The sequence below is a fragment of the Aquitalea palustris genome, from assembly GCF_003693445.1.
GTDB lineage: Bacteria > Pseudomonadota > Gammaproteobacteria > Burkholderiales > Chromobacteriaceae > Aquitalea > Aquitalea palustris.
Genome location: NZ_RFAR01000004.1, coordinates 37181 through 61707, shown reverse-complemented (window position 1 = coordinate 61707; position 24527 = coordinate 37181). Strand labels below are relative to the sequence as shown.

General features: G+C 61.0%; 24 protein-coding genes. 3 read left to right on the top strand and 21 right to left on the bottom strand.

Features of this window, described 5'->3' with window-relative positions; genetic code table 11:
* Positions 1-427 precede the first annotated feature (427 nt).
* Together pyrC and EAY64_RS01345 are read right to left on the bottom strand one after the other, a co-directional pair.
* Positions 428-1462 (bottom strand): dihydroorotase, encoded by a 1035-nt coding sequence (pyrC, locus tag EAY64_RS01350; RefSeq protein WP_103522981.1) that lies wholly within the window; start codon positions 1460-1462, stop codon positions 428-430.
* Positions 1463-1538: 76 nt separating this feature from the next.
* Positions 1539-1769: a sulfurtransferase TusA family protein gene (locus tag EAY64_RS01345; protein WP_103522980.1), complete on the bottom strand. Its 231-nt coding sequence runs from the start codon at positions 1767-1769 to the stop codon at positions 1539-1541.
* A gap of 113 nt (positions 1770-1882) precedes the next feature.
* Here EAY64_RS01345 and EAY64_RS01340 point away from each other — a divergent pair, with 113 nt between their 5' ends.
* The 3 genes from EAY64_RS01340 (at position 1883) to EAY64_RS01330 (ending at position 4252) form a co-directional block, all read left to right on the top strand.
* The gene (locus EAY64_RS01340) at positions 1883-2662 is read left to right on the top strand and encodes an NRDE family protein (RefSeq protein WP_103522979.1); all 780 of its coding nucleotides are present in this window, start codon (positions 1883-1885) and stop codon (positions 2660-2662) included.
* 14 nt (positions 2663-2676) lie between these two features.
* Complete coding sequence (locus tag EAY64_RS01335) at positions 2677-3198, top strand: CNP1-like family protein (RefSeq protein ID WP_103522978.1); 522 nt, start codon at positions 2677-2679, stop codon at positions 3196-3198.
* Between the two features lie 139 nt (positions 3199-3337).
* A complete protein-coding gene (locus tag EAY64_RS01330; RefSeq protein WP_226034224.1) occupies positions 3338-4252 on the top strand; it encodes a DMT family transporter in 915 nt (304 codons plus the stop codon).
* 110 nt (positions 4253-4362) lie between these two features.
* On the opposite strand, the gene EAY64_RS01325 is transcribed toward EAY64_RS01330, so the two are convergent.
* From EAY64_RS01325 to mraZ, 19 genes are all read right to left on the bottom strand, one after another.
* Positions 4363-5448, bottom strand: coding sequence for a fimbrial protein (locus EAY64_RS01325; protein WP_158604591.1), 1086 nt, complete (start codon positions 5446-5448; stop codon positions 4363-4365).
* Between the two features lie 307 nt (positions 5449-5755).
* Positions 5756-6235 carry a cyclic pyranopterin monophosphate synthase MoaC gene (gene moaC / locus EAY64_RS01320; protein WP_103522976.1) on the bottom strand — a complete coding sequence of 160 codons (480 nt, stop codon included), beginning with the start codon at positions 6233-6235 and terminating at the stop codon, positions 5756-5758.
* Positions 6236-6295: 60 nt separating this feature from the next.
* A complete protein-coding gene (locus EAY64_RS01315) occupies positions 6296-6478 on the bottom strand; it encodes a hypothetical protein (protein WP_103522975.1) in 183 nt (60 codons plus the stop codon).
* A 2-nt stretch (positions 6479-6480) separates the two neighbouring features.
* Entirely contained in the window at positions 6481-7392 is a 912-nt protein-coding gene (lpxC, locus tag EAY64_RS01310; protein ID WP_199734362.1) for a UDP-3-O-acyl-N-acetylglucosamine deacetylase, read from the bottom strand.
* A 117-nt stretch (positions 7393-7509) separates the two neighbouring features.
* Positions 7510-8694 carry a cell division protein FtsZ gene (ftsZ, locus tag EAY64_RS01305; protein WP_103522973.1) on the bottom strand — a complete coding sequence of 395 codons (1185 nt, stop codon included), beginning with the start codon at positions 8692-8694 and terminating at the stop codon, positions 7510-7512.
* Between the two features lie 95 nt (positions 8695-8789).
* Entirely contained in the window at positions 8790-10001 is a 1212-nt protein-coding gene (ftsA, locus tag EAY64_RS01300; RefSeq protein WP_220272880.1) for a cell division protein FtsA, read from the bottom strand.
* Positions 10002-10047: 46 nt separating this feature from the next.
* Positions 10048-10773, bottom strand: a complete 726-nt coding sequence (locus EAY64_RS01295; RefSeq protein WP_059285654.1) for a cell division protein FtsQ/DivIB — start codon at positions 10771-10773, stop codon at positions 10048-10050.
* Entirely contained in the window at positions 10763-11674 is a 912-nt protein-coding gene (locus EAY64_RS01290) for a D-alanine--D-alanine ligase (protein WP_103522972.1), read from the bottom strand. Before EAY64_RS01290 ends, EAY64_RS01295 begins: the two co-directional genes overlap by 11 nt.
* 53 nt (positions 11675-11727) lie before the next feature.
* Entirely contained in the window at positions 11728-13122 is a 1395-nt protein-coding gene (gene murC / locus EAY64_RS01285; protein WP_103522971.1) for a UDP-N-acetylmuramate--L-alanine ligase, read from the bottom strand.
* A 39-nt stretch (positions 13123-13161) separates the two neighbouring features.
* A complete protein-coding gene (gene murG, locus EAY64_RS01280) occupies positions 13162-14250 on the bottom strand; it encodes an undecaprenyldiphospho-muramoylpentapeptide beta-N-acetylglucosaminyltransferase (RefSeq protein WP_103523080.1) in 1089 nt (362 codons plus the stop codon).
* 343 nt (positions 14251-14593) lie between these two features.
* Positions 14594-15751 (bottom strand): putative lipid II flippase FtsW, encoded by a 1158-nt coding sequence (gene ftsW, locus EAY64_RS01275; RefSeq protein WP_103522970.1) that lies wholly within the window; start codon positions 15749-15751, stop codon positions 14594-14596.
* Positions 15748-17127, bottom strand: coding sequence for a UDP-N-acetylmuramoyl-L-alanine--D-glutamate ligase (gene murD / locus EAY64_RS01270; RefSeq protein ID WP_103522969.1), 1380 nt, complete (start codon positions 17125-17127; stop codon positions 15748-15750). The genes ftsW and murD overlap by 4 nt, the downstream gene beginning before the upstream one ends.
* Positions 17128-17139: 12 nt before the next feature.
* Entirely contained in the window at positions 17140-18225 is a 1086-nt protein-coding gene (gene mraY / locus EAY64_RS01265; protein WP_103522968.1) for a phospho-N-acetylmuramoyl-pentapeptide-transferase, read from the bottom strand.
* A 1-nt stretch (position 18226) separates the two neighbouring features.
* On the bottom strand, positions 18227-19603 hold the full coding sequence (locus tag EAY64_RS01260; RefSeq protein WP_103522967.1) for a UDP-N-acetylmuramoyl-tripeptide--D-alanyl-D-alanine ligase: 1377 nt from the start codon (positions 19601-19603) through the stop codon (positions 18227-18229).
* Entirely contained in the window at positions 19600-21078 is a 1479-nt protein-coding gene (locus tag EAY64_RS01255) for a UDP-N-acetylmuramoyl-L-alanyl-D-glutamate--2,6-diaminopimelate ligase (RefSeq protein WP_103522966.1), read from the bottom strand. The genes EAY64_RS01260 and EAY64_RS01255 overlap by 4 nt, the downstream gene beginning before the upstream one ends.
* 11 nt (positions 21079-21089) lie before the next feature.
* On the bottom strand, positions 21090-22841 hold the full coding sequence (locus EAY64_RS01250) for a peptidoglycan D,D-transpeptidase FtsI family protein (protein WP_103522965.1): 1752 nt from the start codon (positions 22839-22841) through the stop codon (positions 21090-21092).
* Positions 22841-23113, bottom strand: a complete 273-nt coding sequence (ftsL, locus tag EAY64_RS01245) for a cell division protein FtsL (RefSeq protein WP_059284568.1) — start codon at positions 23111-23113, stop codon at positions 22841-22843. The genes EAY64_RS01250 and ftsL overlap by 1 nt, the downstream gene beginning before the upstream one ends.
* The gene (gene rsmH, locus EAY64_RS01240) at positions 23110-24072 is read right to left on the bottom strand and encodes a 16S rRNA (cytosine(1402)-N(4))-methyltransferase RsmH (RefSeq protein ID WP_103522964.1); all 963 of its coding nucleotides are present in this window, start codon (positions 24070-24072) and stop codon (positions 23110-23112) included. Before rsmH ends, ftsL begins: the two co-directional genes overlap by 4 nt.
* Positions 24069-24515 carry a division/cell wall cluster transcriptional repressor MraZ gene (gene mraZ / locus EAY64_RS01235; protein WP_103522963.1) on the bottom strand — a complete coding sequence of 149 codons (447 nt, stop codon included), beginning with the start codon at positions 24513-24515 and terminating at the stop codon, positions 24069-24071. The genes rsmH and mraZ overlap by 4 nt, the downstream gene beginning before the upstream one ends.
* Positions 24516-24527: the final 12 nt, after the last annotated feature.

Here is a 24527-nt window from a genome sequence, read left to right as displayed (position 1 = left end):
ACAAGCGTTTTGCAAAACCCGTGTCATTTCAACGACGTTAGCGCTTTTGCCAGCAATTTTTCACAGGATTTTCCGCTTAACCACAAAATTTACCACCCCTGCCATGAGTAATTATATTGGCTGGTATTATTATCTTGCATGCATGGGCTGATTTAAGCGGCACATTTGCCGCCGCAGCGACTTTCATTTGCCCATTCAGGCCGGCAGCATATTAATCAGCCAATGACCGATACTAAATATCAGTACGATAAAAGCTGGATACCACCGGATTGCGCACTGTCAAAGGCTTCCGGCCAATACGGCATGGCATGGCAAACCGCCGCCATTCGCCGGCAAGGCGTTGGATTGCCCGACAATATCGAGCGGAAAACCCATGAAAAAAGCTCCCCGCAGGGAGCTTTCATCAACAGGACCGGTCAGCCCGGTTTCAGTCTTGCAGACGCCAATGGATGGCTTCGCCAGCACGCAGCGGCACCAGGCTGTCGCCGTCATACGGCAGCGCGGCAGGTACTGTCCAGCTCTCCTTCACCAGGGTGATGGTGTCGGCATTGGGTGCCAGCTTGTAGAAAGCCGGGCCGTTCCGGCTGGCAAAGGCTTCCAGCTTGTCGAGCGCCCCGGCGGCCTCGAAGGCCTCGGCATACAGTTCGATGGCGGCATTGGCGGTATACATGCCGGCGCAGCCACAGGCGGCCTCCTTGGCGTGGCGCGCATGCGGCGCGCTGTCGGTGCCGAGGAAAAACTTGGCCGAGCCGGAAGTCGCCGCAGCCACTAGCGCCTGGCGATGCAGTTCGCGCTTGAGTACCGGCAGGCAATAGTGATGCGGGCGGATGCCGCCAACGAAGATGGCATTGCGGTTCATCAGCAGGTGATGCGCAGTGATGGTGGCGGCGATATTGGCCGGTGCACTGGCCACATACTCGGCGGCATCCTTGGTGGTGATGTGTTCGAACACCACGCGCAGCGAAGGCAGGCGCGCCAGCAGCGGCTGGAATACCTGTTCGATGAACACGGCTTCGCGGTCGAAAATATCGATGGCCGGATCAGTCACCTCACCATGCACCAGCAGCGGCATGCCGCACTCGGCCATGGCTTCCAGTGCCGGCATGGCTTTATCAATACTGCTGACGCCGAAGTCGGAATTGGTGGTGGCACCGGCGGGATACAGCTTGATGCCATGCACGAAACCACTGGCACGCGCCTTGTACACTTCCTCGGCACTGGTGTTGTCGGTGAGATAAAGCGTCATCAGCGGCTCGAAACGGCTGCCGGCCGGTAATGCCGCCAGAATGCGTTCACGGTAGGCCGCAGCGGCTTCCACCGTGGTCACCGGCGGTTTCAGATTAGGCATGATGATGGCGCGGCCCATCTGGCGCGCGGTATCAGGCAGCACGGCAGCCAGGGCTGCGCCATCGCGCAGGTGCAGGTGCCAGTCGTCGGGACGGATGAGGGTAAGGGTCTGCATGCGGTTTCGCTCTATCGCTGGACTATCGGGATCAGGACAGGCAGGCGGCCACCGGCCGGGTGCGCCGCCGCCCACATCATTTGCGGCGCAACACCATGCGGAATTTGCCGTCCGCCGTACTGGCCGATTCGAGCAGAGCATTGCCGGTCTGGCGGCAGAATGCCTCGAAATCCTTGGGCGCACCGGGGTCGGTGGCAATCACTTCCAGCACCGTGCCGCTGGCCATTTCCGCCAGTGCCTTCTTGGCACGCAGGATGGGCAAGGGGCAGTTCAGGCCGGACAGGTCAATCAGGCGGTCGGGAGTCATGGGGCTTTCGCTCAGTCTTACGTTACAATGCCAATTGGAGGCGGTATTCTACCGGCTCTGTATCCGCTTAGTGTACGCCACTCGTCAAGCCCCCCAAAATCGGGACACCCGCCATGTGCGTGATTGCCTTTGCCTACAAGATGCCCGGCCTGGGCCAGCTGGTTTTGCTGGCCAACCGCGACGAATACTACGCCCGCCCCAGCGCGCCGCTGGACTGGTGGGAAGGCCATGCCGACACCCTGGGTGGCCGCGATCTGCAGGCAGGTGGCAGCTGGCTGATGGTGGATGGCCGTGGCCGCTTTGCCGCGCTGACCAATTTTCGCGAAGGCTATGGCAAAAGCGGTGCACGTTCGCGTGGCGAGCTGGTACAACGTTTTGTCACCGGCGAGGACGACCCCTTCAGCTTTGCCGACTGGCTGCGCGACAACCATCAGCACTACGCCCCGTTTAACCTGCTGTACGGTCAGGTGGATGATCTGTTCCACTTCCACAGCCGTGGCGCCCGCATCGCCCGTGTCACCCCCGGGGTACACACCCTGTCCAATGCCACGCTGGATACCCCCTGGTTCAAGAGCGAACGGCTGGCCGAGCATCTGCGCGGCCTGCGTCGTCCGCCCACTGAAGAGCAAGCCTTTGCCTGGCTGGCCGATGCCACTCAGGCCGGCCCGGGCCAGCTGCCCAATACCGGGATCGGGCTGGCGCTGGAAAAAACCCTGTCGCCCGTGTTCATTCAGGGACGCGACTACGGCACCCGCTCCTCCATGCTGCTGAACATATCCGCGCGGGGTGATGTAAGCTTGTCCGAACTTTCCTGGGGGCTGGCCGGCCGTGAAGCCGGTCGCCGCCGTTACACCATCCGGCCGGGGCAGGTACAACACCCGGCCAAGCTTTGAAGCAGGAGACGAGCTTGAAATTGTCCCGATATGGTCTGGCACTGGCCGGACTGCTGCTGGCGCTGAGCGCCCAGGCCAGCGAATACAGCAGAAGCTCCAACAATACCAATTACGCGATGGACGATATCCAGCCCTGGGCTGAAGGCAAGTTCAGCATTCCCGCCTATCCTGCCGCACCAGACTGGATCGGCTTTTATATCGGCCCGGAAGTGGCCAACAAATACTTTGTCGACAGCAAGAGCATGACCGTGGGCGAAGATGGCGTGATCCGGCTGATTCTGCGCGTGCAAAGCCCGTCCGGTGCGGAAAATCTCAGCGTGGAAGGCATACAGTGCGCCGAGGGCACGTATCGCAGCTATGCCTTTGGTGACAGCATCAACAAGCGCTGGATTGAATCCATGCTTGCCGACTGGCGCAAGATCGAGTACGACGACAAGGCCCGCCGTGCCTTGCGCGAAGACCTGTGCGTAGAGAAGACGGCACCGAAATCGGCCGAGCAGGCCAGCAAACTGTTGCGCGCCGCACCCTGGCGCTAAACCAGGCCCAGCGTGGACAGCAAGGGCCAGATCATCCGCCCCCTGTTCACGCTGTTTTGCACCAGCCAGGTGCAAGCTTCATGACAAGCAGGTGGAATTGCGGTATCTATAAGGCTTTCCCCTGCCTCATGGCCGTATCGTGTCCTCCTGCCCCGCCGCCCTGCCCCGCGCCCTGAACCTGGCGCAATTCAAGATTCTGCTTTCCGCCATCGGTTTTGGCAGCATGGCCATCCTGGCCCGCTTTGCCTATGCCGACGGCACATCCACCGCCAGCCTGCTGTTCCTGCGCTTTTTCCTGGCCGGACTATTGCTCTTGCCATGGGTCGTCTGGAAAAAGCTGCCCTGGCCGCGCGGACGCGCCCTGCTGGTGCTGATGGCCATGGGTAGCCTGGGTTATGCCGGCATGGCGGCCTGTTATTTTTCCGGCCTGCACTATGCCAGTGCCGGCACCATCGCCCTGCTGCTCTACCTGTTCCCCGCCATCGTGCTGGTCTTGTCCACGCTGTTGCTGGGTGAGCGTTTCAGCGCACGCCGCCTGCTCGCCCTGCTGCTGGCACTGGCTGGCCTGGCCATCACCATTGGCCTGGAGTTGTCGGCCCAGCCGCTGGGCTTGCTACTGGGGTTGGCATCAGCCGTGATCTATTCGCTGTATATCCTGGCGGGCAGCCGCTATACCGCTGGCTGCGATCCGCTGACTTCGGCTTGCGTGGTGGTGTTTTCTGCCGCCATTTGCTATGGCGTCTACCTGGGCATGACCGGCTTTCACGGCCCGGCCAGCCTGCACGGCTGGCTGGCAGTATTGGGTATTGCTGGCTTCGGCACGGTAGCCGCGCTGGCCTTGTTCCTATCCGGGCTAGCGGACACCGGTGCCACCCAGGCCTCGCTGATTTCCACTGCAGAACCAGTGGTCACCATCCTGCTGGCCTGGCTGCTATTGGGTGAACCACTGGGTTGGAGCCAGGCGCTGGGCGGCGGGCTGATATTGTCAGCCGTGGTACTGATCAGCCGCGAAGCGCGCCCCGAACAGGTACAACTAACCGAACTGCACGACTAAGAAGCCGTTCATAGTCTGCGGTGTGTCCCAAACGCACAGTGTGCCAATACCAAACCAGTAGGCCAGGAGCTAGAGGCTTAATCCGCACGATGGCCGATAACCTGCGGTCGCTACTGATATGACATGGTGAACGTTGCAAGTGCATTGAAACTTCCAGGAGCCACAACGCCAGTGCGAATATAGGAAGCAGTAAAAGGCAGGTTGGTAAGACCCACCACATTACCAGCCGCCAGAAACTGATTGGTGGTCCCGGGTACATTGGAGTCTGGTCCAAAATAAATAAGCTTGTTGCCGCTGCCTTTTAATTGAAGACCGACACCGCTGCTGGTCGAGCTCGACGAGGGCTGCAAAATAGAAGTGGTCTGCCCGGGATTGGCTCCATCGGTAAATGTCATATAGACATTGGTTGAATTTGTGCAGGTAACGGGAAGAGAAAAGGATGTCGGCGTGCTGACACTACCAACGGTGGACAGGGTATTGACATTAATCGTTGGCAATTGAACCAGCAAAGCCGAAGTCAGTACCGTGCATGTTTTATCATTGATCGTTAACGTTTGCGGCGCGATCAATACCTTATTCCACAAGACGGTAGTATAAGGAGTACCACCACCAGATACATTAAGAGCGAGCGTTGCCGTTGAATCACCAAATGCATAAGTAAGGTCATAAGTACCTGAAGCAATCGGCTTGCTTCGCAACTGACCCGTTCTAAACAAGCGATAACTAAAATAAACAGGGACTTTCAGTATATCTCCCGCTTTCAAATATACGCTACCACCGGTGGTGCCCTGTATATAATCATAGCCAGAGCCAAGTGCTTTGACTGGAATTTCGACAAATTTGGAAGCATTCGACGACACCCCCATTGCAAAACCCAAACCGGTATTATAACTGCCATAAGTATAACGTAGCATCCAAGAATAGCCTGCCTCAAGATAGTTTTGCTGAGTATAGGTATTGAATGCCGTGGCACCATAATAAGAATAATAGTAAGTGCCACTACTATCAGCCTGACACTGAAAGAAAGTTGGAAAACTTGAAACATACCAGGGAGACAGTGGCGTGCCATCCGGATACAGATTACTCGTATTAAAAAGAAAAGAGGAAGGTCCGGTGGTGCTGAATATCTGATTGGTGGTACCGGGAAGGGCATTGCACTGAGCGTACAGCGTAGTGGGAGCAATCAGTACGAACAAGGTGAACAATAAACCTGACACTCGACTTCTGCATGGCATTTTACTGAAGAAAAGGCCTGCGAGACTCACTGGCACAGGCGCACATTTGCAATAAAAGATCATATTACGTCTCTCCGGTAATAAGCCAAAAACTCGCACAACTTGGGTCAGCTGCAGCAAATATAAAAATCCACACAGAATCAGCAAACGGTCAGGACCAAGGCTGGCCTCTTGAATAGCGTATTGAGCATGCAGGCGGTATTGATTCCAAACCGATCTTGAAAAACACCATGCAGAGACAACAAACCCTCAGTTACCAGTACCGCCTTCAAGGTCGACGCTGCCAATGGCCGCTCTTGCCGCCATCTTTTTCCTGCAACTGTACTGTTGAAATAACCATAGCACGGTCCACTGCCTTGCACATATCGTAGATGGTCAGTAAGCCGACGCTGGCAGCGGTGAGCGCTTCCATCTCCACCCCGGTCTGGCCACTACATTCCGCAGTGACAGTAATGGCAACGCTACTAGCGGCGGCGTCCAGCATGAAGTCGACCGCCACACGGGTCAGGGCGATGGGGTGGCACAGCGGGATGAGGTCGGCAGTACGTTTGGAAGCCATGATGGCGGCGATGCGGGCAATGCCCAGCACGTCGCCCTTTTTGTGGCTGCCATCGCGGATCAGTGCCAGGGTGGCGGGCTGCATCTGAATGCAGCCTTGTGCCACGGCACGGCGGCGGCTGACCTGCTTGTCACCGACATCCACCATATGGGCCTGGCCGCTGGCATCGAAATGAGTCAATCCGGACATGAAAACCTCCAGCAAGATGCAGCCGCGTACGGCTAGCGGAAAAAGGCTGGCAGTGTGCCGCTAGCGGATCAATTTGCCAATTAGCCAGAAGAGGGTGATCAGCAAACCCAGGCCGCCAGTCCACTTGCACAGGCGCTGGCTGATATGCAAATAACGCGGGTTGCGGGTGAGCGCATAGCTGATGGCGGACCAGCCAAAAGCCAGAATCATGACAATGGCCCACAGCCGCCACAGCGCCAGCATGGCTATATCACCTCGGGCAGGCGGTGGAAGCTGGACGGGGCGTCCAGCGGGTCGGTAAAGCTGACGTATTCCCAGGCATCCGGCGTATCCAGCAGTTTGCGTAGCAATTTGTTATTGAGCGCATGGCCGGATTTATGGCCGGAGAAGGCGGCAATCAGCGGGTGGCCGACGATGTACAGGTCGCCAATGGCATCCAGAATCTTGTGGCGCACGAATTCGTCGGGGAAGCGCAGGCCTTCCGGATTCAGCACATATTCGTCATCGATGACGATGGCGTTGTCCAGGCTACCGCCCAGCCCCAGTCCGTGCTGGCGCATGTATTCCACTTCGTGCATGAAACCGAAGGTGCGGGCGCGGCTGATTTCGTCCAGATAAGAGCTGCTGGCGAAATCGACAGTCACCTTTTGCGGGGCCAGATTGAAAGCGGGATGGTTGAACTCGATGGACAGGGTGATCTTGAAGCCATCCAGCGGCTCCAGCTTGACCCATTTGTCCCCTTGAACGATTTCCACTGGCTGCTTGACGCGGATGAAGCGCTTGGGCGCAGTCTGCTCGACCACACCAGCACTTTGCAGCAGATAAATGAAAGGGGCAGCGGAACCATCCATGATGGGCATTTCCGCTGCCGTCACCTCGACAATGAGGTTGTCGATGCCAAAGCCGGCAAAGGCCGACATCAAATGCTCGATCGTGCCGACACGCACGCCGGTGGCGGTCACCAGCGTGGAGGAGAGGCGCGTGTCGTTGACGAGCGCAGGCTCGGCTTTCACATCCTCCGACTCGGGCAAGTCGGTGCGGCGAAAGACGATGCCGGTGTCGGGTGCTGCCGGCAGCAGGGTGAGTTTCACCCGCTCGCCAGAATGCAAGCCGACACCTGTGGCGCTGATCGCTTGTTTCAGCGTGCGCTGGAATATCATGTGAAGCTTTCAGGCAATCGGGAAAACCCGATTTTAGCACAGGCTTGCGCCATGCTTTATTGATTGCTTGTCACACGTTAATAGTATTTAACTATTTATCCTGATTGGCCTTTCTCAGTCGGCCTGCTTGCGCAGGAAGGCCGGGATATCGTAGCTGTCGCTGACTTCCGGGTTGGAAAAATCGGTGGACGGCGCCGCGCGGCGACGGCCCTGGCGCATGATGGCCGGGGTATCGAAATCGTCGTAGTTGATCACTTCGACGGCACGGTCGTCGGTGCCGGTCTTGACGATCTTGATGTATTCCGGACGCTCTTCGCGTACCGGCTTTTGCTGACCCAGGCCAGTGGCGATCAGGGTGACACGGATGGTGTCTTCCGGCATGTCTTCCACTTCGGCGGTACCGAACTTGATCTGGGCATCTTCGTCGGCGTACTGACGGATGATGCCCATGATTTCGCGGTATTCGCTCATCTTCAGGCAACCCGGTGCGGTGGAAATGTTCACCAGCACGCCACGGGCACCTTCCAGGGTGATGTTGTCCAGCAGCGGGCTGGCCACAGCCTGCTCGGCGGCCACGCGGGCACGGTCGATACCAGAGGCGTAAGCCGAACCCATCATGGCCAGGCCCATTTCGCACATCACGGTGCGCACGTCGGCAAAGTCGACGTTGATCAGGCCGGGGCAGGTAATCACTTCGGCAATACCGGCCACTGCGCCCTTGAGCACGTCATCGGCGGCGCGGAAGGCTTCGCGCATGGTGACATCGTCGCCCAGCACTTCCATCAGCTTTTCGTTGGGGATGACGATCAGCGAATCGACATGCTTTTTCAGGTCTTCGATGCCGCTCTGTGCCACTTTCAGGCGCTTGCCTTCGTGGTCGAACGGACGGGTGACCACACCCACGGTCAGGATGCCCAGTTCCTTGGCCACTTCGGCCACCACCGGTGCCGCACCAGTACCGGTACCACCACCCATGCCGGCGGTCACGAACACCATATTGGCGCCACGCAGGGCATCGGCGATGCGTTCGCGGTCTTCCAGTGCGGCGCTGCGACCCACCTCGGGGTTGGCACCGGCACCCAGACCACGGGTCAGGTTGTTGCCCAGTTGCAGTTTCTGCGGCGACTTGTTGCGCTGCAGGGATTGCGCATCGGTATTGGCGCAGATGAACTCCACACCATGCACATGACTGCTGATCATGTTGTCGATGGCATTGCAACCACCACCACCTACGCCGATCACTTTGATCACGGCCGCGTTGGCGGTCTCTTGCATTACTTCAAAAACCATTCCGCTCATTTGCCTCTCCTCAAGTTTAAGATGAGCTTGCATTTCCGATATTTACTGCTGCCCGATAAAACACATCACCCCGGCGGCCAGCCGGCCGCCCGGGCTTAAAAATTCCCGGCGAACCAGGCCTTCATGCGGCCGAACAGATGGCCGACACCAGCGCTTTCCACTTTGGGGCCGCTATGGGTCTGGATCTGGTCCTTGCCGTACAACAACAGACCGACACCGGTGGAGAAGCGCGGGGTCTTCACCACTTCGGCCAGGCCGCCAACATACTTGGGCACGCCCACGCGCACCGGCATGTGGAACACCTCTTCGGCCAGTTCCACCATGCCCGGCATCAGGCTGGCACCACCGGTCAGCACGATGCCGGAGGACAGCAGGTCTTCGAAACCGCTGCGGCGCAGTTCCTGCTGTACCAGCTGGAAGAGTTCTTCCACCCGAGGTTCCACCACTTCGGCCAGGGTGGCGCGCGACATCTGACGCGGTCCGCGCTCGCCCACGCCCGGCACTTCGATCATCTGGCCCGGATCAGCCATGGTCACCAGCGCGACTGCGTGCTGGATCTTGATGTCTTCGGCTTCCTTGGTCGGGGTACGCAGCGCCATGGCGATGTCGTTGGTGATCTGGTCACCGGCAATCGGAATCACCGCGGTATGGCGGATGGCACCGTTGGCATACACCGCGATATCGGTGGTACCGCCACCGATATCGATCAGGCACACGCCCAGTTCCTTTTCGTCTTCCGACAGCACGGCAATGGCCGAGGCCATCGGCTGCAGTACCAGGTCGGACACTTCCAGCCCGCAACGGCGCACGCACTTGGTGACGTTCTGTGCAGCAGACACGGCACCGCTGACGATATGCACCTTGGCTTCCAGCCGCACGCCGCTCATGCCCAAGGGTTCGCGCACGCCTTCCTGGCCGTCGATGCTGTATTCCTGGGTGAGGATGTGCAGCACCTGGTGATCCGGCGGGATGGTGACGGCGCGGGCGGTTTCAATCACGCGCTCGATGTCCATCTGCATGACTTCGCGGTCCTTGATGGCCACCATGCCGTGCGAGTTGATGCTCTTGATGTGGCTGCCTGCAATGCCGGCAAACACCTCGTGAATCTTGCAGTCGGCCATCAGCTCGGCCTCCTCCAATGCACGCTGGATGGCCTGCACGGTGGATTCGATGTTCACCACCATGCCGCGCTTCAGACCGCGAGACGGGGTCTGGCCCATGCCGATGATGTTGAGCTGGCCGTCATCCAGAACTTCCGCGACAATCGCCACGATCTTGGATGTGCCGATGTCCAGGCCGACCAGCATGTTCTTGCTTTCCTTAGGTTTGCTCACCTGTCGCTCCAGCTTGGTATTACTTTTTCACTTGAGCCGGCGGGGCCTTGTAATCAGGCATCCGCACGGCAAATCCATTGGGGTAGCGCATATCCACGTAATCGATGTGGTACGGCAGCGCTGCCAGCTTGTCTTTCCAGTACTGGGCGAATCGCTCCACCCGCAAATCCACGTCGCCACGACCCAGATCCAGCTTGATGTCGTTATCCAGCCCGACCTGCCAGGCACGGCGTGGCGACAGCCAGATGTCCTTGGGGGCCAGCCCCGTCGGCTTCAGGCCCTGGCGCAAACGCGCCAGCATGGCTGTCATGTCCTTTTCTGCGCCTGCCGGCCCGTAAAACACCGGCAGTTGCTGATCACTGGCGGCATCGAAGCGGTCACCGTGGCTGTCTACCAGCCCGTTTTCCCCCCAGCGCGCCAGCGCCACATGTTCTTCCACTGCAATTTCCAGCGCATCCGGCCAGCGCCGGCGCACCTGGGCATCCCGCACCCAGGGCAGCTTGCCGAATGCCGCCCGCGTCTTGTCGATGTCCAGCGTGAAGAAAGTTCCGGTCAGCTCATGTTCGGCAATGAAGCGCAGCTGCTCCGGTGTCACCCTTTTCATCTGTCCCTGGATCTGGATCTTCTTCACCGGAAACACCGGTGCATGCGTCACCCAGAATCCACCTGCATACATCAGCATCAGCAGCGAGGCGCCCAGCAGGAAATTGGCCAGGCCTTTCAGCAGCTGATGGTTATCCCACATGCACCATATCCAGCACGTTCAGGCAGAGGTCCTCATAGCTGATGCCCTGGGCACGCGCAGCCATCGGCACCAGGCTGTGGCTGGTCATGCCCGGGTTGGTATTCACTTCCAGCAGATAGATGCCACCATCCTCATCCATCAGGAAATCCACCCGGCCCCAGCCCTGGCCACCCAGCACGCGGAAGGCCTGCAGGCACAGTGCACGGGCGCGCTGTTCCACTTCTTCGCTCAAGCCGGACGGGCAGCGGTAGACCGTGTCGTCACGGAAATACTTGGCCTGATAATCGTAATACTCGGTAGCCGGCTCGATCTTGATCGTGGGATAAGCCTGGCCATCTATCACGGCACAGGTGTATTCGCCACCACCGACAAAGCGCTCGGCCAATACCAGCGGGTCGTACTTGCGGGCTTCCTCAAACGCGGCTTGCAGTTCGCCCGGCTGTTTTACCTTGGTCACGCCAATGCTGGAGCCTTCGGTGGCCGGCTTCACGAACAGCGGCAGGCCCAGTCGTGCTTCCACGGCAGCGAAGTCGCTGTTCTCGTCCAGCAGCTCGAATTCCGGAATCGGCAGCCCGGCACCGCGCCACAGCAGCTTGGTGCGCCATTTGTCCATGCAGATGGCCGATGCCATCACCCCACAGCCGGTATACGGAATGCCCAAGGTTTCCAGTGCGCCCTGCAGCGTGCCGTCTTCGCCAAACGGACCGTGCAGGATGATGAACACGCGCTCGAAGCCTTCGTCCTTCAGCGCCGACAACGGTTTGTCAGCCGGGTCGAAGGCGTGGGCGTCCACCCCGCGCGAACGCAAGGCGCTGAGTACTCCATTGCCGCTCATCAGCGAGATTTCCCGCTCGGCGGAGCTGCCGCCCATCATCACTGCCACTTTGCCGTACTGCTTCATTGCTCTTCCTTACTGGGAGGGTCTGTCCCCTCCCGCCAAAATTCGCCTGCTACTTACAGCTTGCCCGCCACCAGCTTGCCTGGCACCGCGCCAATGGAACCGGCACCCATGGTGATCACCACATCGCCATCGCGGGCGATGTCCATGATGGTGCGCGGCATATCGGCAATCTGCTCGACAAACAGCGGTTCCACCTTGCCCGACACGCGCACGGCGCGCGCCAGGGCACGGCCATCAGCTGCCACGATGGGGGCTTCGCCAGCGGCATACACTTCCGACAGCAACAGCGCATCCACGCCGTTCAATACCTTGACGAAATCTTCGAACAAATCACGGGTGCGGCTGTAGCGGTGCGGCTGAAAGGCCAGTACCAGTCGCTTGTCCGGGAAGGCACCACGCACGGCCGACAGCGTGGCCGCCATTTCCACCGGGTGGTGGCCGTAGTCGTCCACCAGGGTGAAGCTGCCACCAGCCGGCAGGGCCACTTCGCCATAACGCTGGAAGCGACGGCCCACGCCGGCAAATTCGGCCAGACCACGCTGGATGGACGGAATGTCCGCGCCACACTCCAGACCGATGGCAATGGCCGACAAGGCGTTCAGCACGTTGTGACGGCCCGGCAGGTTCAGCACCACCGGGAAGGTCTGGCGTTGGCCGTTGTTGACCACCACGTCGAAATGCATCTGGCCGCTGGCGGCCACTACGTTTTCGGCATAGATGTCGGCCGAATCGTCCAGGCCATAGGTGGTCACCGGCTTGGTGATGCGGCTGCGAATCTCGCGCACATTCGGGTCGTCCACGCACAGCACGGCACGGCCATAAAACGGCAGGCGGTGCAGGAAATCGACAAAAGCCTGCTTGAGCTTGTCGAAGCTGTGGTCGTAGGTGTCCATGTGGTCGGCGTCGATATTGGTGATCACCGCCATCACCGGCGTCAGGTGCAGGAAAGATGCATCCGACTCATCCGCTTCAGCCACCAGGAACTCACCCGAGCCCAGCTTGGCATTGGTACCCGCTGCGGTCAGCTTGCCGCCGATGACAAAGGTCGGGTCCAGCCCGGCTGCCGCCAGCACCGAGGCCGTCAGGCTGGTGGTGGTGGTCTTGCCATGGGTGCCGGCAATGGCGATGCCCTGCTTGAAGCGCATCAGCTCGGCCAGCATCATGGCGCGCGGGATCACCGGAATGCGGCGTTCACGCGCGCACAGCACTTCCGGGTTGTCAGCCTTCACCGCAGTGGAGGTCACCACCACATCGGCACCTTCCATATAGGTGGCGTCATGGCCAAAGAACACGCGTGCGCCCTGCGCGGCCAGGCGCTGGGTGGCGGCACCATCAGCCATGTCCGAACCGGACACGCTGTAACCGAGGTTCAACAGAACCTCGGCAATGCCGCACATGCCGACACCACCGATGCCGACGAAGTGAATGTGTTTGACCCTGTGTTTCATGTTCTTTCTCGTTGCTTCCGGCCGCTTGTGGCTGCCGTATTACTGTTCGTCTGCCAGTGCCTGGCACAGATCGGCCACCCGGGCGGCTGCGCCGGGCCGGGCCAATGCATGGGCATGGCTGGCAAGTTCCAGCAGACGGGGCCGGTCAAGACCAGCCAGCACGTCTGCCAGCTTTTGTGCTGTCAGTTCGCTTTGCGGCAGATGAATCGCCGCGCCTTCCGTCGCCATCCAGCTGGCGTTGTCGCGCTGATGCGCGGTGGTGGATACCACCAGCGGCACCAGAATGCTGGCCACACCAGCGGCGCACAATTCGCTCACCGTGATGGCACCGGCGCGGCAGATGATCAGGTCGCAATCGGCCAGGCGGCTGGGCATGTCATCAATAAACGGCAACAGCGTCACATGCTGATCCAGCCCGGCAGCATGATAGGCCGCCTGTACCTCGGCAAAATTCGCTTCGCCAGTCTGGTGGGTCAGCACCGGACGCTGTGCTGCCGGCAGCAGCGCCAGCGCTTGCGGCAGGGTCTGATTCAATACCCGCGCCCCCAGGCTGCCGCCCACCACCAGTACCCGCAGCGGACCGCTGCGGCCGGCCATGCGCTGTGCCGGTGCCGGCAGGGCTTCGATTTCACGGCGCACCGGATTACCGGTCACCAGCGCCTTGGCCCCGCTCTTGGCTGCACTGCCATCAAAACCGCACACCAGCTTGCGGGCAAACGGCAGCAGTGCCTTGTTGCTCAAGAGCAGGCTGGCATCGGCATTCACCAGCACCAGCGGTTTCCACAGCAGGCCGCTCATTACCCCGCCAGGCAGGCAGACATAGCCGCCCATGCCCAGCACCACGTCCGGACGATGGCGAAACAACAGCTGTGCCGCGCGCACAAAAGCGCCGCACAGTTGCAGCACGCCCTTGAGCGAGCCGATCAGGCCCTTGCCACGCACGCCATGAAACGCCAGCCGCTCCAGCGGAATGCCGGTGGGCGGTACCAGCTTGTTTTCCATGCCGCGCTCGGTGCCCAGCCACACCACTTTCCAGCCGCGCTGTTGCAGCTCTTTGGCCACGGCGAGGCCGGGGACGATGTGTCCACCCGTACCAGCTGCCATTACCATGACCGTTCTGTTCGTCATCTTCATCAAACCTTGTAACCGCGCATGATGCGCTGTTTTAGCTTCGTCCTGCGGCCTCGCAGAAACCGCCACCACCGGGCTTGCGCCCTCGCGCGCCTGTCGGCGCTTGTCCTGCGCGACTAGACTTTGTAGCCGCCCTTTGCTCCGGTTTTAGCTTCGGCACTTGGCCTCGCAGAAACCGCCGCCACCGGGCTTGCGCCCTCACGCGCCTGTCGGCGCTTATCCTGCGCGACTACACCTTGTAGCCCCTTTGCTCCGGTTTTAGCTTCGGCCCTTGGCCTCGCAGAAACCGCCGCCACCGGGCTTGCACCCTCACGCGCCTGTCGGCGCTTGTCCTGTGCGACTACACTTTGTAGCCGCGCATGATGCGGCGGTTTTCATAATCAACCCGCAGCAGCACTGCCATGGCGATGAGGTTCATCAACATGGCCGAACCACCAAACGACATCAGCGGCAGGGTCAGGCCCTTGGTGGGCAACAGACCCATGTTCACGCCGATGTTGAAAAACACCTGGATGCCCAGCCAGATACCCAGCCCCTGCGCCACCAGCGCCTGGAAAAAGCGCTCCAGCTTTTTCGATTCCACGCCGATGTGAAACGCACGGCGCACGATCCAGGCATACAGGCCGATCACCACACAGATGCCGACAAAGCCGAATTCTTCCGAAATCACCGCCATGATGAAGTCGGTGTGGGCCTCGGGCAGGTAGAACAGCTTTTCAATGCTGGAACCCAGCCCCACGCCATACCACTCTCCCCGACCGATGGCGATCAGCGAGTGCGACAACTGATAGCCCTTGCCATAGGGGTCGTCCCACGGGTCCATAAAGCCCAGCACCCGCTTCAGGCGATAGGGCGAGGAGATGATCAGCAGCACGATGGCCACCGCCGCCATCACCGCCAGGCCTGAGAAGATGCGCATATTGATGCCACCGAGGAACAGCACGCCCATGGCGATGGACATCACCACCATCAAGGCGCCGAAGTCCGGCTCGCGCAGTAGCAGGAAGGCCACGGCCACCATGGCGGCGAACATCGGCGCAAAACCTTCTTTCAGGCTGTGCAGCTTGTGGGTCTTGCGCACGGTGTAGTCGGCGGCATAGATCACCGTGGCAAATTTCATGATTTCCGAGGGCTGCAGATTCAGCACGAGCAGGTTGATCCAGCGGCGCGAACCATTCACCACCCGGCCAATGCCGGGCACCAGCACCAGCACCAGCAGCACGATGCCCAGCAGGAACAGCTTGCCGGCGTACTTCTGCCAGATGCGAGTCGGCACCTGGAACAGGATGTAAGAAGCGCTGAGGCCGATCACCATGAAGATGACGTGGCGGATCAGATAGAAATAACGATTTTGCGTGGCAGCATCGGCCTCGGCGTAGGCAATGGAAGCGGAGTACACCATCACCAGGCTGATGGACAACAGCAGGGCCAGCGCCCAGGCCAGTGCCTCGTCGAAGGGTTTGATGGCGGTGTAGCGGCGCGCCGAGTGCACGATCATGGCTGCCCCTTTCCGACCGCTGCGGCCTTGATTTCTGCCACGGTATCGATGAACACCTGGGCGCGGTGGGCGTAGTTGCGGAACATGTCCAGGCTGGCACAGGCCGGCGACAGCAGCACCACATCACCCGGCTGGGCAAGCGCGGCCGCAGCGCGGGTGGCGTCTTCCAGCGTGGCGCAATCCTGCAGCGGCACAGCGCTGTCGGCCAGGGCGGCGCGGATACGGCCGGCATCGCGACCAATCAGCAGCACGGCGCGGGCAATGCGCTGGCAGGCCGGAGCCAGCGGGCTGAAATCCTGGCCCTTGCCATCGCCGCCGGCAATCAGCACCACCTTGCGGGTCATACCATTGAGCGCCGCTTCAGTAGCACCGACATTGGTGCCCTTGGAATCGTCAATCCAGGCGATGCCGCCAAATTCGTCCACCAGCTCCACGCGATGGGCCAGGCCCTGAAAGCTTTGCAGGCCTTGCAACAGGGCGACACGGTCAAGGCCAATGCTGTCGCACAAGGCCAGCGCCGCCAGGGCGTTGGCCGCATTGTGCAGACCTTGCAGTTGCAGGCGGGCTTGCGGCAGCACGGCCTCGCCCTGCGCGCTCAGCCAGTATTCGCCGTCCTGCTGACGCAGGCTGTATTCCACCGGCTGCTTGAGCGAGAACCACTTCACCTGATGGCCGGGACGCACCATGGCCGGAGCCAGGATGTCGTCGCGGTTCAGCACCTGCACACCCAGACCATTGAACACGGCGGTCTTGGCGTGGGCGTAGTCCAGCAGGTCGTGGTAGCGATCCAGGTGGTCTTCGGAAATATTCAGCACGGTGGCGGCATCCGCCTCCAGGCTGTAAGTGGTTTCCAGCTGGAAGCTGGACAATTCCAGTACCCAAACATCAGGCTGCTTGCCGGACTGTTCGCGCTCCAGCAGGGCTTCCAGCACCGCCAGGCCGATATTGCCGGCGACGATGGTATCCAGGCCGGCTTGCTGGCACAGATGACCCACCAGACTGGTGACCGTGGTCTTGCCATTGGAGCCTGTGATGGCAATGACCTTGCTGCCATTACCCTTGATGGCGCGGGCCAGCAATTCCACATCGCCCACCACTTCACCACCGGCCCGGCGGAAGGCGTCAATGGCCGGGGTTTTCAGCGGGACGCCGGGGCTGAGCACCAGCATGTCGACGCCGGCAAAAGTGCTGGCATCAAAGGCACCGACGCGCAGTTCGGCGTCCGGCACATGGCGCTGCAATTCGGCCACGCGCTCCGGCGCGGGCTTGCTATCGGCCACCACCACGCGTGCGCCGTGGGCAGCCAGATAGCGCGCGGCAGCCAGCCCCGAGCCTCCCAGCCCCACTACCGCGATGTGACGATCAGCAAAGTCCATGAGCCCTTGTCCTTAACGCAATTTCAACGAAGCGAGGCCGGCCAGTACCAGCATCATGGTGACGATCCAGAAACGCACGACAACCTGGGTTTCTTTCCAGCCCTTCAATTCGTAGTGGTGATGCAGCGGTGCCATGCGGAACACACGCTTGCCGGTGAGCTTGAACGAGGTCACCTGGATCATCACCGACAGCGCTTCCATCACGAACAGACCGCCCATGATGAACAGCACGATTTCCTGACGCACGATTACCGCCACGGTGCCCAGTGCCGCGCCCAGTGCCAGCGCGCCCACGTCGCCCATGAATACCTGGGCCGGATAGGCGTTGAACCACAAAAAGCCCAGACAGGCCCCGCAGATGGCAGCGCAGAACACCACGACCTCATGCGCGCCGGGAATGAAGGGCAGGCCCAGATAGCGGGAGAACACCACGTGACCGGCCACATAGGCAAAGATGGACAGGCCGGAGGCCACCATCACCACCGGCAGCGCTGCCAGACCGTCCAGACCATCGGTCAGGTTGACCGCATTCGAGGTGCCGACAATCACCAGATAGGTCAGCACGCAGAAGCCCACCACGCCCAGCGGGTAGGCCACGGTCTTGAAGAAGGGCACGATGAATTCGGTGGAGGCCGGCAGCTTGGCGGTGGCGATCAGGAACACCCCGGCAGCAATGGCAATGGTGGATTGCCAGGCCATCTTGAACTTGGCCGACACCCCTTTCGGGTCCTTGTACACCACTTTGCGCCAGTCGTCGTAGAAGCCCAGCGCACCGGTACCCAGCATCACCGCCAGCAGCAGCCAGACGTATTTGTTGGACAGGTCGGCCCACAGCAGGGTGGTAATGGTGATGGACAGCAGGATCAGCGAACCGCCCATGGTCGGCGTACCGGCCTTGACCAGATGGGTTTGCGGGCCATCATTGCGCACCGCCTGGCCGACTTTCAGTTCGGTCAGCTTGCGGATCACCCACGGCCCCATCAGCAGCGAGATGGTCAGCGAAGTCAGCGCCGCCATCACCGCCCGCAGGGTGACGTAGAACACAACGTTAAAGGTCCGGATATGAGAACCCAGCAATTCAGCTAGCCAGAGCAGCACCTTACACTCCCTCTTCTTGTTGTTTTGCGGTCGTCAGGTGTTCCACCACCCGTTCCATACGCATGAAGCGCGAACCCTTCACCAGCACTGAGGCTCCCGCTTGCAAATTGGCGCCCAGCCAGCTGGCTAGCGCCGCGAAATCATCAAAACTCTGCGCGCCGTCGCCATAGGCAGCGGCGGCGTGACGGCTGAGTTCGCCCAGCGTCACCAATTGGGCAATGCCGCGCCGGCGGGCGTGTTCGCCCACTTCGCGATGCAGTTGCACGGCTGACTCGCCCAGCTCGCCGATATCACCCATCACGAAGCAGTGCGGTGCCGGCAAGCCGGCCAGCACATCGATACCGGCTTTCATGGAATCCGGATTGGCGTTGTAGCTGTCGTCGATCACCACGCCACCGTGCAGGCCAGCCTTCTGCTGCAAACGGCCCTTGGCATTGCCAAAAGCAGCCAGGCCGGCCGCGATGGTGGCCAGCGGTACATCCAGCGCCAGCGCCAGCGCAGCGGCGGCCAGCGCATTGCGGACATTGTGTTCGCCCGGCGCCGGCAGGCTGATGGCCTGCTCGCCCTGCGGGCTGCACAGGGTAAAACTGCTTTGCAGCGCCTGCAGGCTGATGTCGCGGGCGCTGATGTCAGCGGGCTGCTGCAGGCCAAAGCTGCACACGCGGTGCTTGCCGGCGGCCGTACGGAACAGATCGATATTGGCGTCGTCGGCATTGACGATGGCCACGCCATCCGCCTGCAGGCCAGAGAAGATTTCTGCCTTGGCACGGGCAACATCGGTGGTGTCGGCGAAATGACCGAAATGCGCGCGCATGGCATTGTTGACCAATGCCACTTGCGGCTGCGCCAGGCCAGTCAGATAAGTCAGCTCGCCGTGATGGTTCATGCCCATTTCCAGCACCGCATAACGGTGGGCGGGCTTGAGACCCAGCAGGGTGAGCGGCAGGCCGATGTCGTTATTGAAGTTGCCGGCAGTGGCATGCACGGCGGCGTCTCCGGCATGAGCCTTGAGAATGGCGGTGAGCATTTCCTTGACCGTGGTCTTGCCATTGGAGCCGGTGATGCCCACGCGCAGCGCCGGCAGTGTGGCAGCCCAGCCGGCAGCCAGACGGCCCAGCGCCAGCCGGGTATCAGTTACCCGGATCAGGCTGGCATTCTCCAGTGCAAAATCCTCGGCCACCAGCGCAGCAAGCGCACCACGGGCCAGCACATCGGCCACGAAATCATGCGCATCAAAACGCTCGCCCTTGAGCGCGACAAACAGGTCGCCCGGCTGCACGGCACGGCTATCGGTGACCACGCGCGCCAGACGCGCCTGTCCGTCGCCACCGCTCAGGCTGCCGCCAGCCAGTTGTGCCGCCTGATGCAAGGTCATCATGCGCGATCTCCCCAGGCCGTCAGTGCTTCTTCGGCAATGCGAAAATCGGAGAAGGGATGCTTGACCCCGGCGATGTCCTGATATTCCTCGTGGCCCTTGCCGGCAATCAGTACGATGTCGCCGGCCTGGGCACGGCTGACCGCCCAGTGAATGGCTGCAGCGCGATCCAGCTCGACATGGCCCGGATGGCTCATGCCAGCCAGGATATGATCGACGATGGTTTGCGGGTTTTCGGTACGCGGGTTGTCGCTGGTCACCACGGCCACATCGGCAATGCGTTCGGCGATTTCGCCCATCATCGGGCGCTTGCCCGGATCACGGTCGCCACCGCAGCCGAATACGCAATACAGCTTGCTAGCGGCCGGGCGGATGTCGGCCAGCGTGGCCAGGGCTTTTTCCAGGGCATCCGGGGTGTGGGCGTAATCGATCACCACCAGCGGCTCGTGGCTGCCGCCTATGCTCTGCATGCGGCCACGTGCCGGCTGGATGCGCGCCATGACTGCAGCAGCATCGGCCAGGCTGACACCATTCACGCACAGCGTGGCCAGACAGGCCAACAGATTGCTGGCATTGAAGCGACCCACCAGGCCGGTGCGCACTTCCACCTCACCCCAAGGGGTGGTCACCTGCAGGTGCAGACCATCCAGATTGGCCGTGAGGCTGAGCGGGCGGACATCGCCCTGGGTCAGGCCATAGCTCACTACCTTGGTCTGGCTGGCATCAATGTCCTGCACCAGCTGGCGGCCAAACGGGTCGTCCACATTGATGACGGCGTGCTTGAGGCCTTCCCAGTGGAACAGCTTGGCCTTGGCCGCACCGTAGGCTTCCATGCTGCCGTGGTAGTCCAGATGGTCGCGGGTCAGGTTGGTAAACACCGCCGTGGCAAAGCTGACACCATTGACCCGCGACTGGTCCAGCCCGTGGCTGGACACTTCCATGGTCACCACGTGCGCGCCCTGGCGGCGATACTCAGCCAGCTTTTGCTGCACGGTGACCGGGTCTGGCGTGGTGTGGGTGGTTTGGGTCAGTTCACCATAAAAACCGTTACCCACGGTGCCGATCAGCGCGGCTTTTTGCCCCAGCAGGGAAAAGGCCTGTGCCAGCCAGTGGGAAATGGAGGTCTTGCCATTGGTGCCGGTAATGCCGATCACCGTCATCGCCAGGCTGGGCTGGCCATAGACATGCGCCGCCACCATGCCGGCACGCTCGCGCAGGGCCGGCACCGGCAGATTGGGCAGCACCCATTCCGGCTTCCAGGCAAACCCGTCAGCGTTATCCCACAGCACAGCTGCGGCGCCTTTTTCCAGCGCAGCAGGAATGAAGTCGCGGCCATCAGCGTACTCGCCGTGGCAGGCCAGGAAGATATCTCCGGGCAGCACGCGGCGACTGTCAGCCTCGACCCGTTTGATGGGGAGGCCCAGCTGGTTCAGTTGTGCCGGATCCCAGTCCGGCAAGCTTGTCAGGCGACTTTTCATGTTCTGTTTCTTCAAAAATCCGCAGGGACCGGGGTCGAGTCCGGCAGCAAGCTGTTGTTGGACGGCTCGTCCGGCTGCACATTCAGCACGCGCAGCGCGCCGCCAGCCACCTGGGAAAACACCGGCGCGGAAATGGCGCCGCCGTAATATTTGCCGGCCGTGGGTTCGTCGATCATCACGGCCACGATCAGTTTGGGGTTCTTGCCCGGGGCAAAGCCCATGAACAGGGCGCGGTGCTTGTTGGCCACATAGGTGCGCCCTTCCAGCTTGCGCGCCGTACCGCTCTTGCCGCCGATGCTGTAGCCGATGATGCGACCACCGACCGCGCCGCCACCCGGTTCGCTATTGGCCACCAGCAGGTCGTGCATTTCATGTGCGGTTTTTTCGCTCAGTACCCGTTTGCCCGGCATGGGGGTGCTGGTCTTGTACAGCGAGATGGGCAGCATCACGCCGTCATTGGTGAAAATGGTATAAGCCCGCGCCATCTGGAGCAGGCTGACCGACACGCCATAGCCGAAGGACATGGTGGCCTGCTCGATGGGCCGCCAGTTTTTCCAGTCGCGCAAGCGCCCTGCCGCCTCACCGGGAAAACCGGTATTGGGTGCACGGCCAAAGCCCAGTGAATCGTAATAAGTCCAGAAATCCTGCGGGCTGCTCAGCAGCGCCAGCTTGCTGGTGCCGACGTTGGACGATTTCTGGATGATGCCCAGAATGTTCAGGCTGGGCTGGGCCGATACGTCGCGGATGGTGGCCGGACCAATCATGTAGCTGTGGGTGTCCAGCACGGTGTTGACGTTGGCCTTGCCGTGCTCCAGCGCCAGCGAGATCGACAGCGGCTTCATGGTGGAGCCGGGTTCGAACAGGTCGATCACCGCACGGTTACGCAGCATTTCCGGCGTGGTGCCAACCCGGTTGTTGGGGTTGAACGAGGGGTAGTTGGCCAGCGCCAGCAATTCACCGGTCTTGGCATCCAGCACGACGACACTGCCCGCCTTGGCCTTGTTCTCTTCCACGGCGGCCTTGATTTCGCGATAAGCCAGGTACTGGATACGATGATCCACTGCCAGCGCCAGGGTCTGGCCATCGCGCGGCGGCTCGATGGCAGCCACGTCCTCGATGATGTGACCACGACGATCCTTGATCACCACACGGCGGCCATCCTTGCCGGACAGCATTTTTTCGCGCGCCAGCTCTACGCCTTCCTGACCTTTGCCGTCCACCCCGGTAAAACCGATGATGTGGGAAATGATTTCCCCGGCCGGATAGAAGCGGCGGTATTCCTGCTGCTTGGCAATGCCGGGAATGCCCAGGGCAATCACCTTGTCGGCCACTTCCGGATTGATCTGACGCTTGATGTAAACGAATTCTTTCTTGCGGTCGGACAGTTTGGTGGCCAGCTCTTCCGGTGCCATGTCCAGCAGCTTGCCCAGATCACGCAGCTTGGCCGGCGGCACCGGCTCCATGTCGGCCGGGCTGGCCCAGATGGTTTGTACCGGCGAGCTGATGGCCAGCGGTTCGCCATTGCGGTCGGTGATCACCCCGCGGTTGGCTTCCAGTGTCATGGCGCGCCGGAAACGCGCCTCACCCTGGCCTTGCAGGAAGTCCTGCTGCACCACTTGCAGGTAAATGGCACGACCGATCAAGGCCAGAAACAGCATGCCCAGCATCAGCAGCACAAAACGCACACGCCCTGCCGTCATTTTCAGGGCAGGGCTGGCATCGGCAAGGCGTTCACGCTGATGGGCGGAGTAGCTGGTGCGCATCAGGCACCTCCCCGGGCAGAAATCACCTGGATCTGCCGTGGATCGGGCGTATGCATGCCCAGCCGCGTGCTGGCGGCCTTTTCAATCACCGCGTGCGCACCCCAGGTACTTTGCTCCAGTTGCAGCTGACCAAACTCCACCTCCAGCTGCTGGGCGGACTTCTGCTCTTTCTGCAGGTCGCTGTACAGCCTGCGCGATACGTGCTGCGAGGTGACCACCGACCAGGCGGACACCACGACCAGCACCAGAAGGATCGCGCACAGGCGGTTCATGCATCCCCCTCCCGCCACGGCGCGGCGGTACGCTCGGCGATACGCATGATGGCGCTGCGGGAACGGGCGTTTTCACGCACTTCTTCCTCGCTGGCGCGCACCGGCTTGCCTACGGTTTCCAGCGGCGGGCGTGCCATCTCGTCGGCACGCACCATCACCCAGGTAGGCAGCTTTTCCACGCTGCTGGCATCGCGTAGGTATTGTTTGACGATACGGTCTTCCAGCGAGTGGAAGCTGATGATGGCCAGCCGGCCACCCTCAGCCAGATGACGGGCTGCTTGCGGCAATACCGCTTTCAGCTCGTCCAGCTCGCGGTTCACAAAGATCCGGATCGCCTGGAAGGTCCGCGTGGCTGGGTCCTGACCCGGTTCCCGAGTACGGACGTTTTGCCCAACGAGCAGGGCGAGCTCACGCGTGGTCTGGAGGGGAGCGAGCTCCCGTTGCGCAACAATGGCTGCTGCGATCTTGCGAGCAAACCGCTCTTCACCATAAGTCTTGATGACCTCTTTGATTTCGTCTTCTTCCGCAGTAGCCAGCCACTGGGCGGCAGTGATGCCGCGGGTGGTGTCCATGCGCATGTCCAGCGGTGCGTCGAAGCGGAAACTGAAGCCGCGACGCCCGTCGTCGATCTGTGGCGAGGACACGCCCAGATCCATCAATACACCGTCCACCACGGCTACCCCCAGTCGGGCCAGTTCCTGGCCCAGGGTTTCGAAACCGTTGTGGACAATGGTAAAGCGACTGTCTTCTGCCGCCAGCTTGTCAGCTTCGGCAATGGCTTCCAGATCCTTGTCGAAGGCAATCAGGCGGCCTTGCGGCCCCAGCTGCGACAGGATGAGCCGGCTGTGGCCACCGCGACCAAAGGTGCAGTCCACATACACGCCATCAGGCTTGATGGCGAGCGCGGCTACAGCTTCGGCTAGCAGCACCGTGCGGTGCACGTACGGGGTGGAACTCACAGGGTAAAGTCTCCAAGATGTTGTGCCAGATCGGCTTGGTCGATGGCCAGTGCTTCCGTGGTCTGGCTGTCCCACTCCTCGGCATTCCACAGCTCGAAGCGGTTGCCCATGCCCACCAGCGCCACGTCCTTGTCCAGACCGACCAGTTCGCGCAGGCGGGAAGGCAGCAAGATGCGTCCGGCGCTGTCCATGTCCAGCGTTTCTGCGTGGCCAAGCACGAGGCGCTGGTAGCGTTTCAGCGTGGGATTGCCGGTGGGAAGTGCCAGTAGACGAGCTTCAACCGGACGCCAGTTGGGTTCTGGGTAAATCAGCAGATGGTCGGGGGATTCGAGGGTGACAACCAGCTTGTGCCCGAACGCGGACAGCAGTGTCTCACGGTGTCTGGCCGGAATGGCCAAACGACCCTTGCTATCAAGAGAGACAATACTGACGCCGCCGATCATGAGCTGGACACC

Bases quoted from the DNA above. Each gene is read 5' to 3' on its own strand.
- EAY64_RS01260 (WP_103522967.1), bottom strand. From the start codon at position 19,603: ATGATGACCTTGCATCAGGCGGCACAACTGGCTGGCGGCAGCCTGAGC.
- murG (WP_103523080.1), bottom strand. From the start codon at position 14,250: ATGACGAACAGAACGGTCATGGTAATGGCAGCTGGTACGGGTGGACAC.
- EAY64_RS01315 (WP_103522975.1), bottom strand. From the start codon at position 6,478: ATGCTGGCGCTGTGGCGGCTGTGGGCCATTGTCATGATTCTGGCTTTT.
- EAY64_RS01250 (WP_103522965.1), bottom strand. From the start codon at position 22,841: ATGCGCACCAGCTACTCCGCCCATCAGCGTGAACGCCTTGCCGATGCC.
- ftsZ (WP_103522973.1), bottom strand. From the start codon at position 8,694: ATGAGCGGAATGGTTTTTGAAGTAATGCAAGAGACCGCCAACGCGGCC.
- murC (WP_103522971.1), bottom strand. From the start codon at position 13,122: ATGAAACACAGGGTCAAACACATTCACTTCGTCGGCATCGGTGGTGTC.
- pyrC (WP_103522981.1), bottom strand. From the start codon at position 1,462: ATGCAGACCCTTACCCTCATCCGTCCCGACGACTGGCACCTGCACCTG.
- ftsL (WP_059284568.1), bottom strand. From the start codon at position 23,113: ATGAACCGCCTGTGCGCGATCCTTCTGGTGCTGGTCGTGGTGTCCGCC.
- EAY64_RS01255 (WP_103522966.1), bottom strand. From the start codon at position 21,078: ATGAAAAGTCGCCTGACAAGCTTGCCGGACTGGGATCCGGCACAACTG.
- murD (WP_103522969.1), bottom strand. From the start codon at position 17,127: ATGGACTTTGCTGATCGTCACATCGCGGTAGTGGGGCTGGGAGGCTCG.
- moaC (WP_103522976.1), bottom strand. From the start codon at position 6,235: ATGTCCGGATTGACTCATTTCGATGCCAGCGGCCAGGCCCATATGGTG.
- ftsA (WP_220272880.1), bottom strand. From the start codon at position 10,001: ATGCTGGTCGGCCTGGACATCGGCACATCCAAGATCGTGGCGATTGTC.
- EAY64_RS01340 (WP_103522979.1), top strand. From the start codon at position 1,883: ATGTGCGTGATTGCCTTTGCCTACAAGATGCCCGGCCTGGGCCAGCTG.
- mraZ (WP_103522963.1), bottom strand. From the start codon at position 24,515: ATGATCGGCGGCGTCAGTATTGTCTCTCTTGATAGCAAGGGTCGTTTG.
- ftsW (WP_103522970.1), bottom strand. From the start codon at position 15,751: ATGATCGTGCACTCGGCGCGCCGCTACACCGCCATCAAACCCTTCGAC.
- EAY64_RS01345 (WP_103522980.1), bottom strand. From the start codon at position 1,769: ATGACTCCCGACCGCCTGATTGACCTGTCCGGCCTGAACTGCCCCTTG.
- EAY64_RS01295 (WP_059285654.1), bottom strand. From the start codon at position 10,773: ATGTGGGATAACCATCAGCTGCTGAAAGGCCTGGCCAATTTCCTGCTG.
- EAY64_RS01290 (WP_103522972.1), bottom strand. From the start codon at position 11,674: ATGAAGCAGTACGGCAAAGTGGCAGTGATGATGGGCGGCAGCTCCGCC.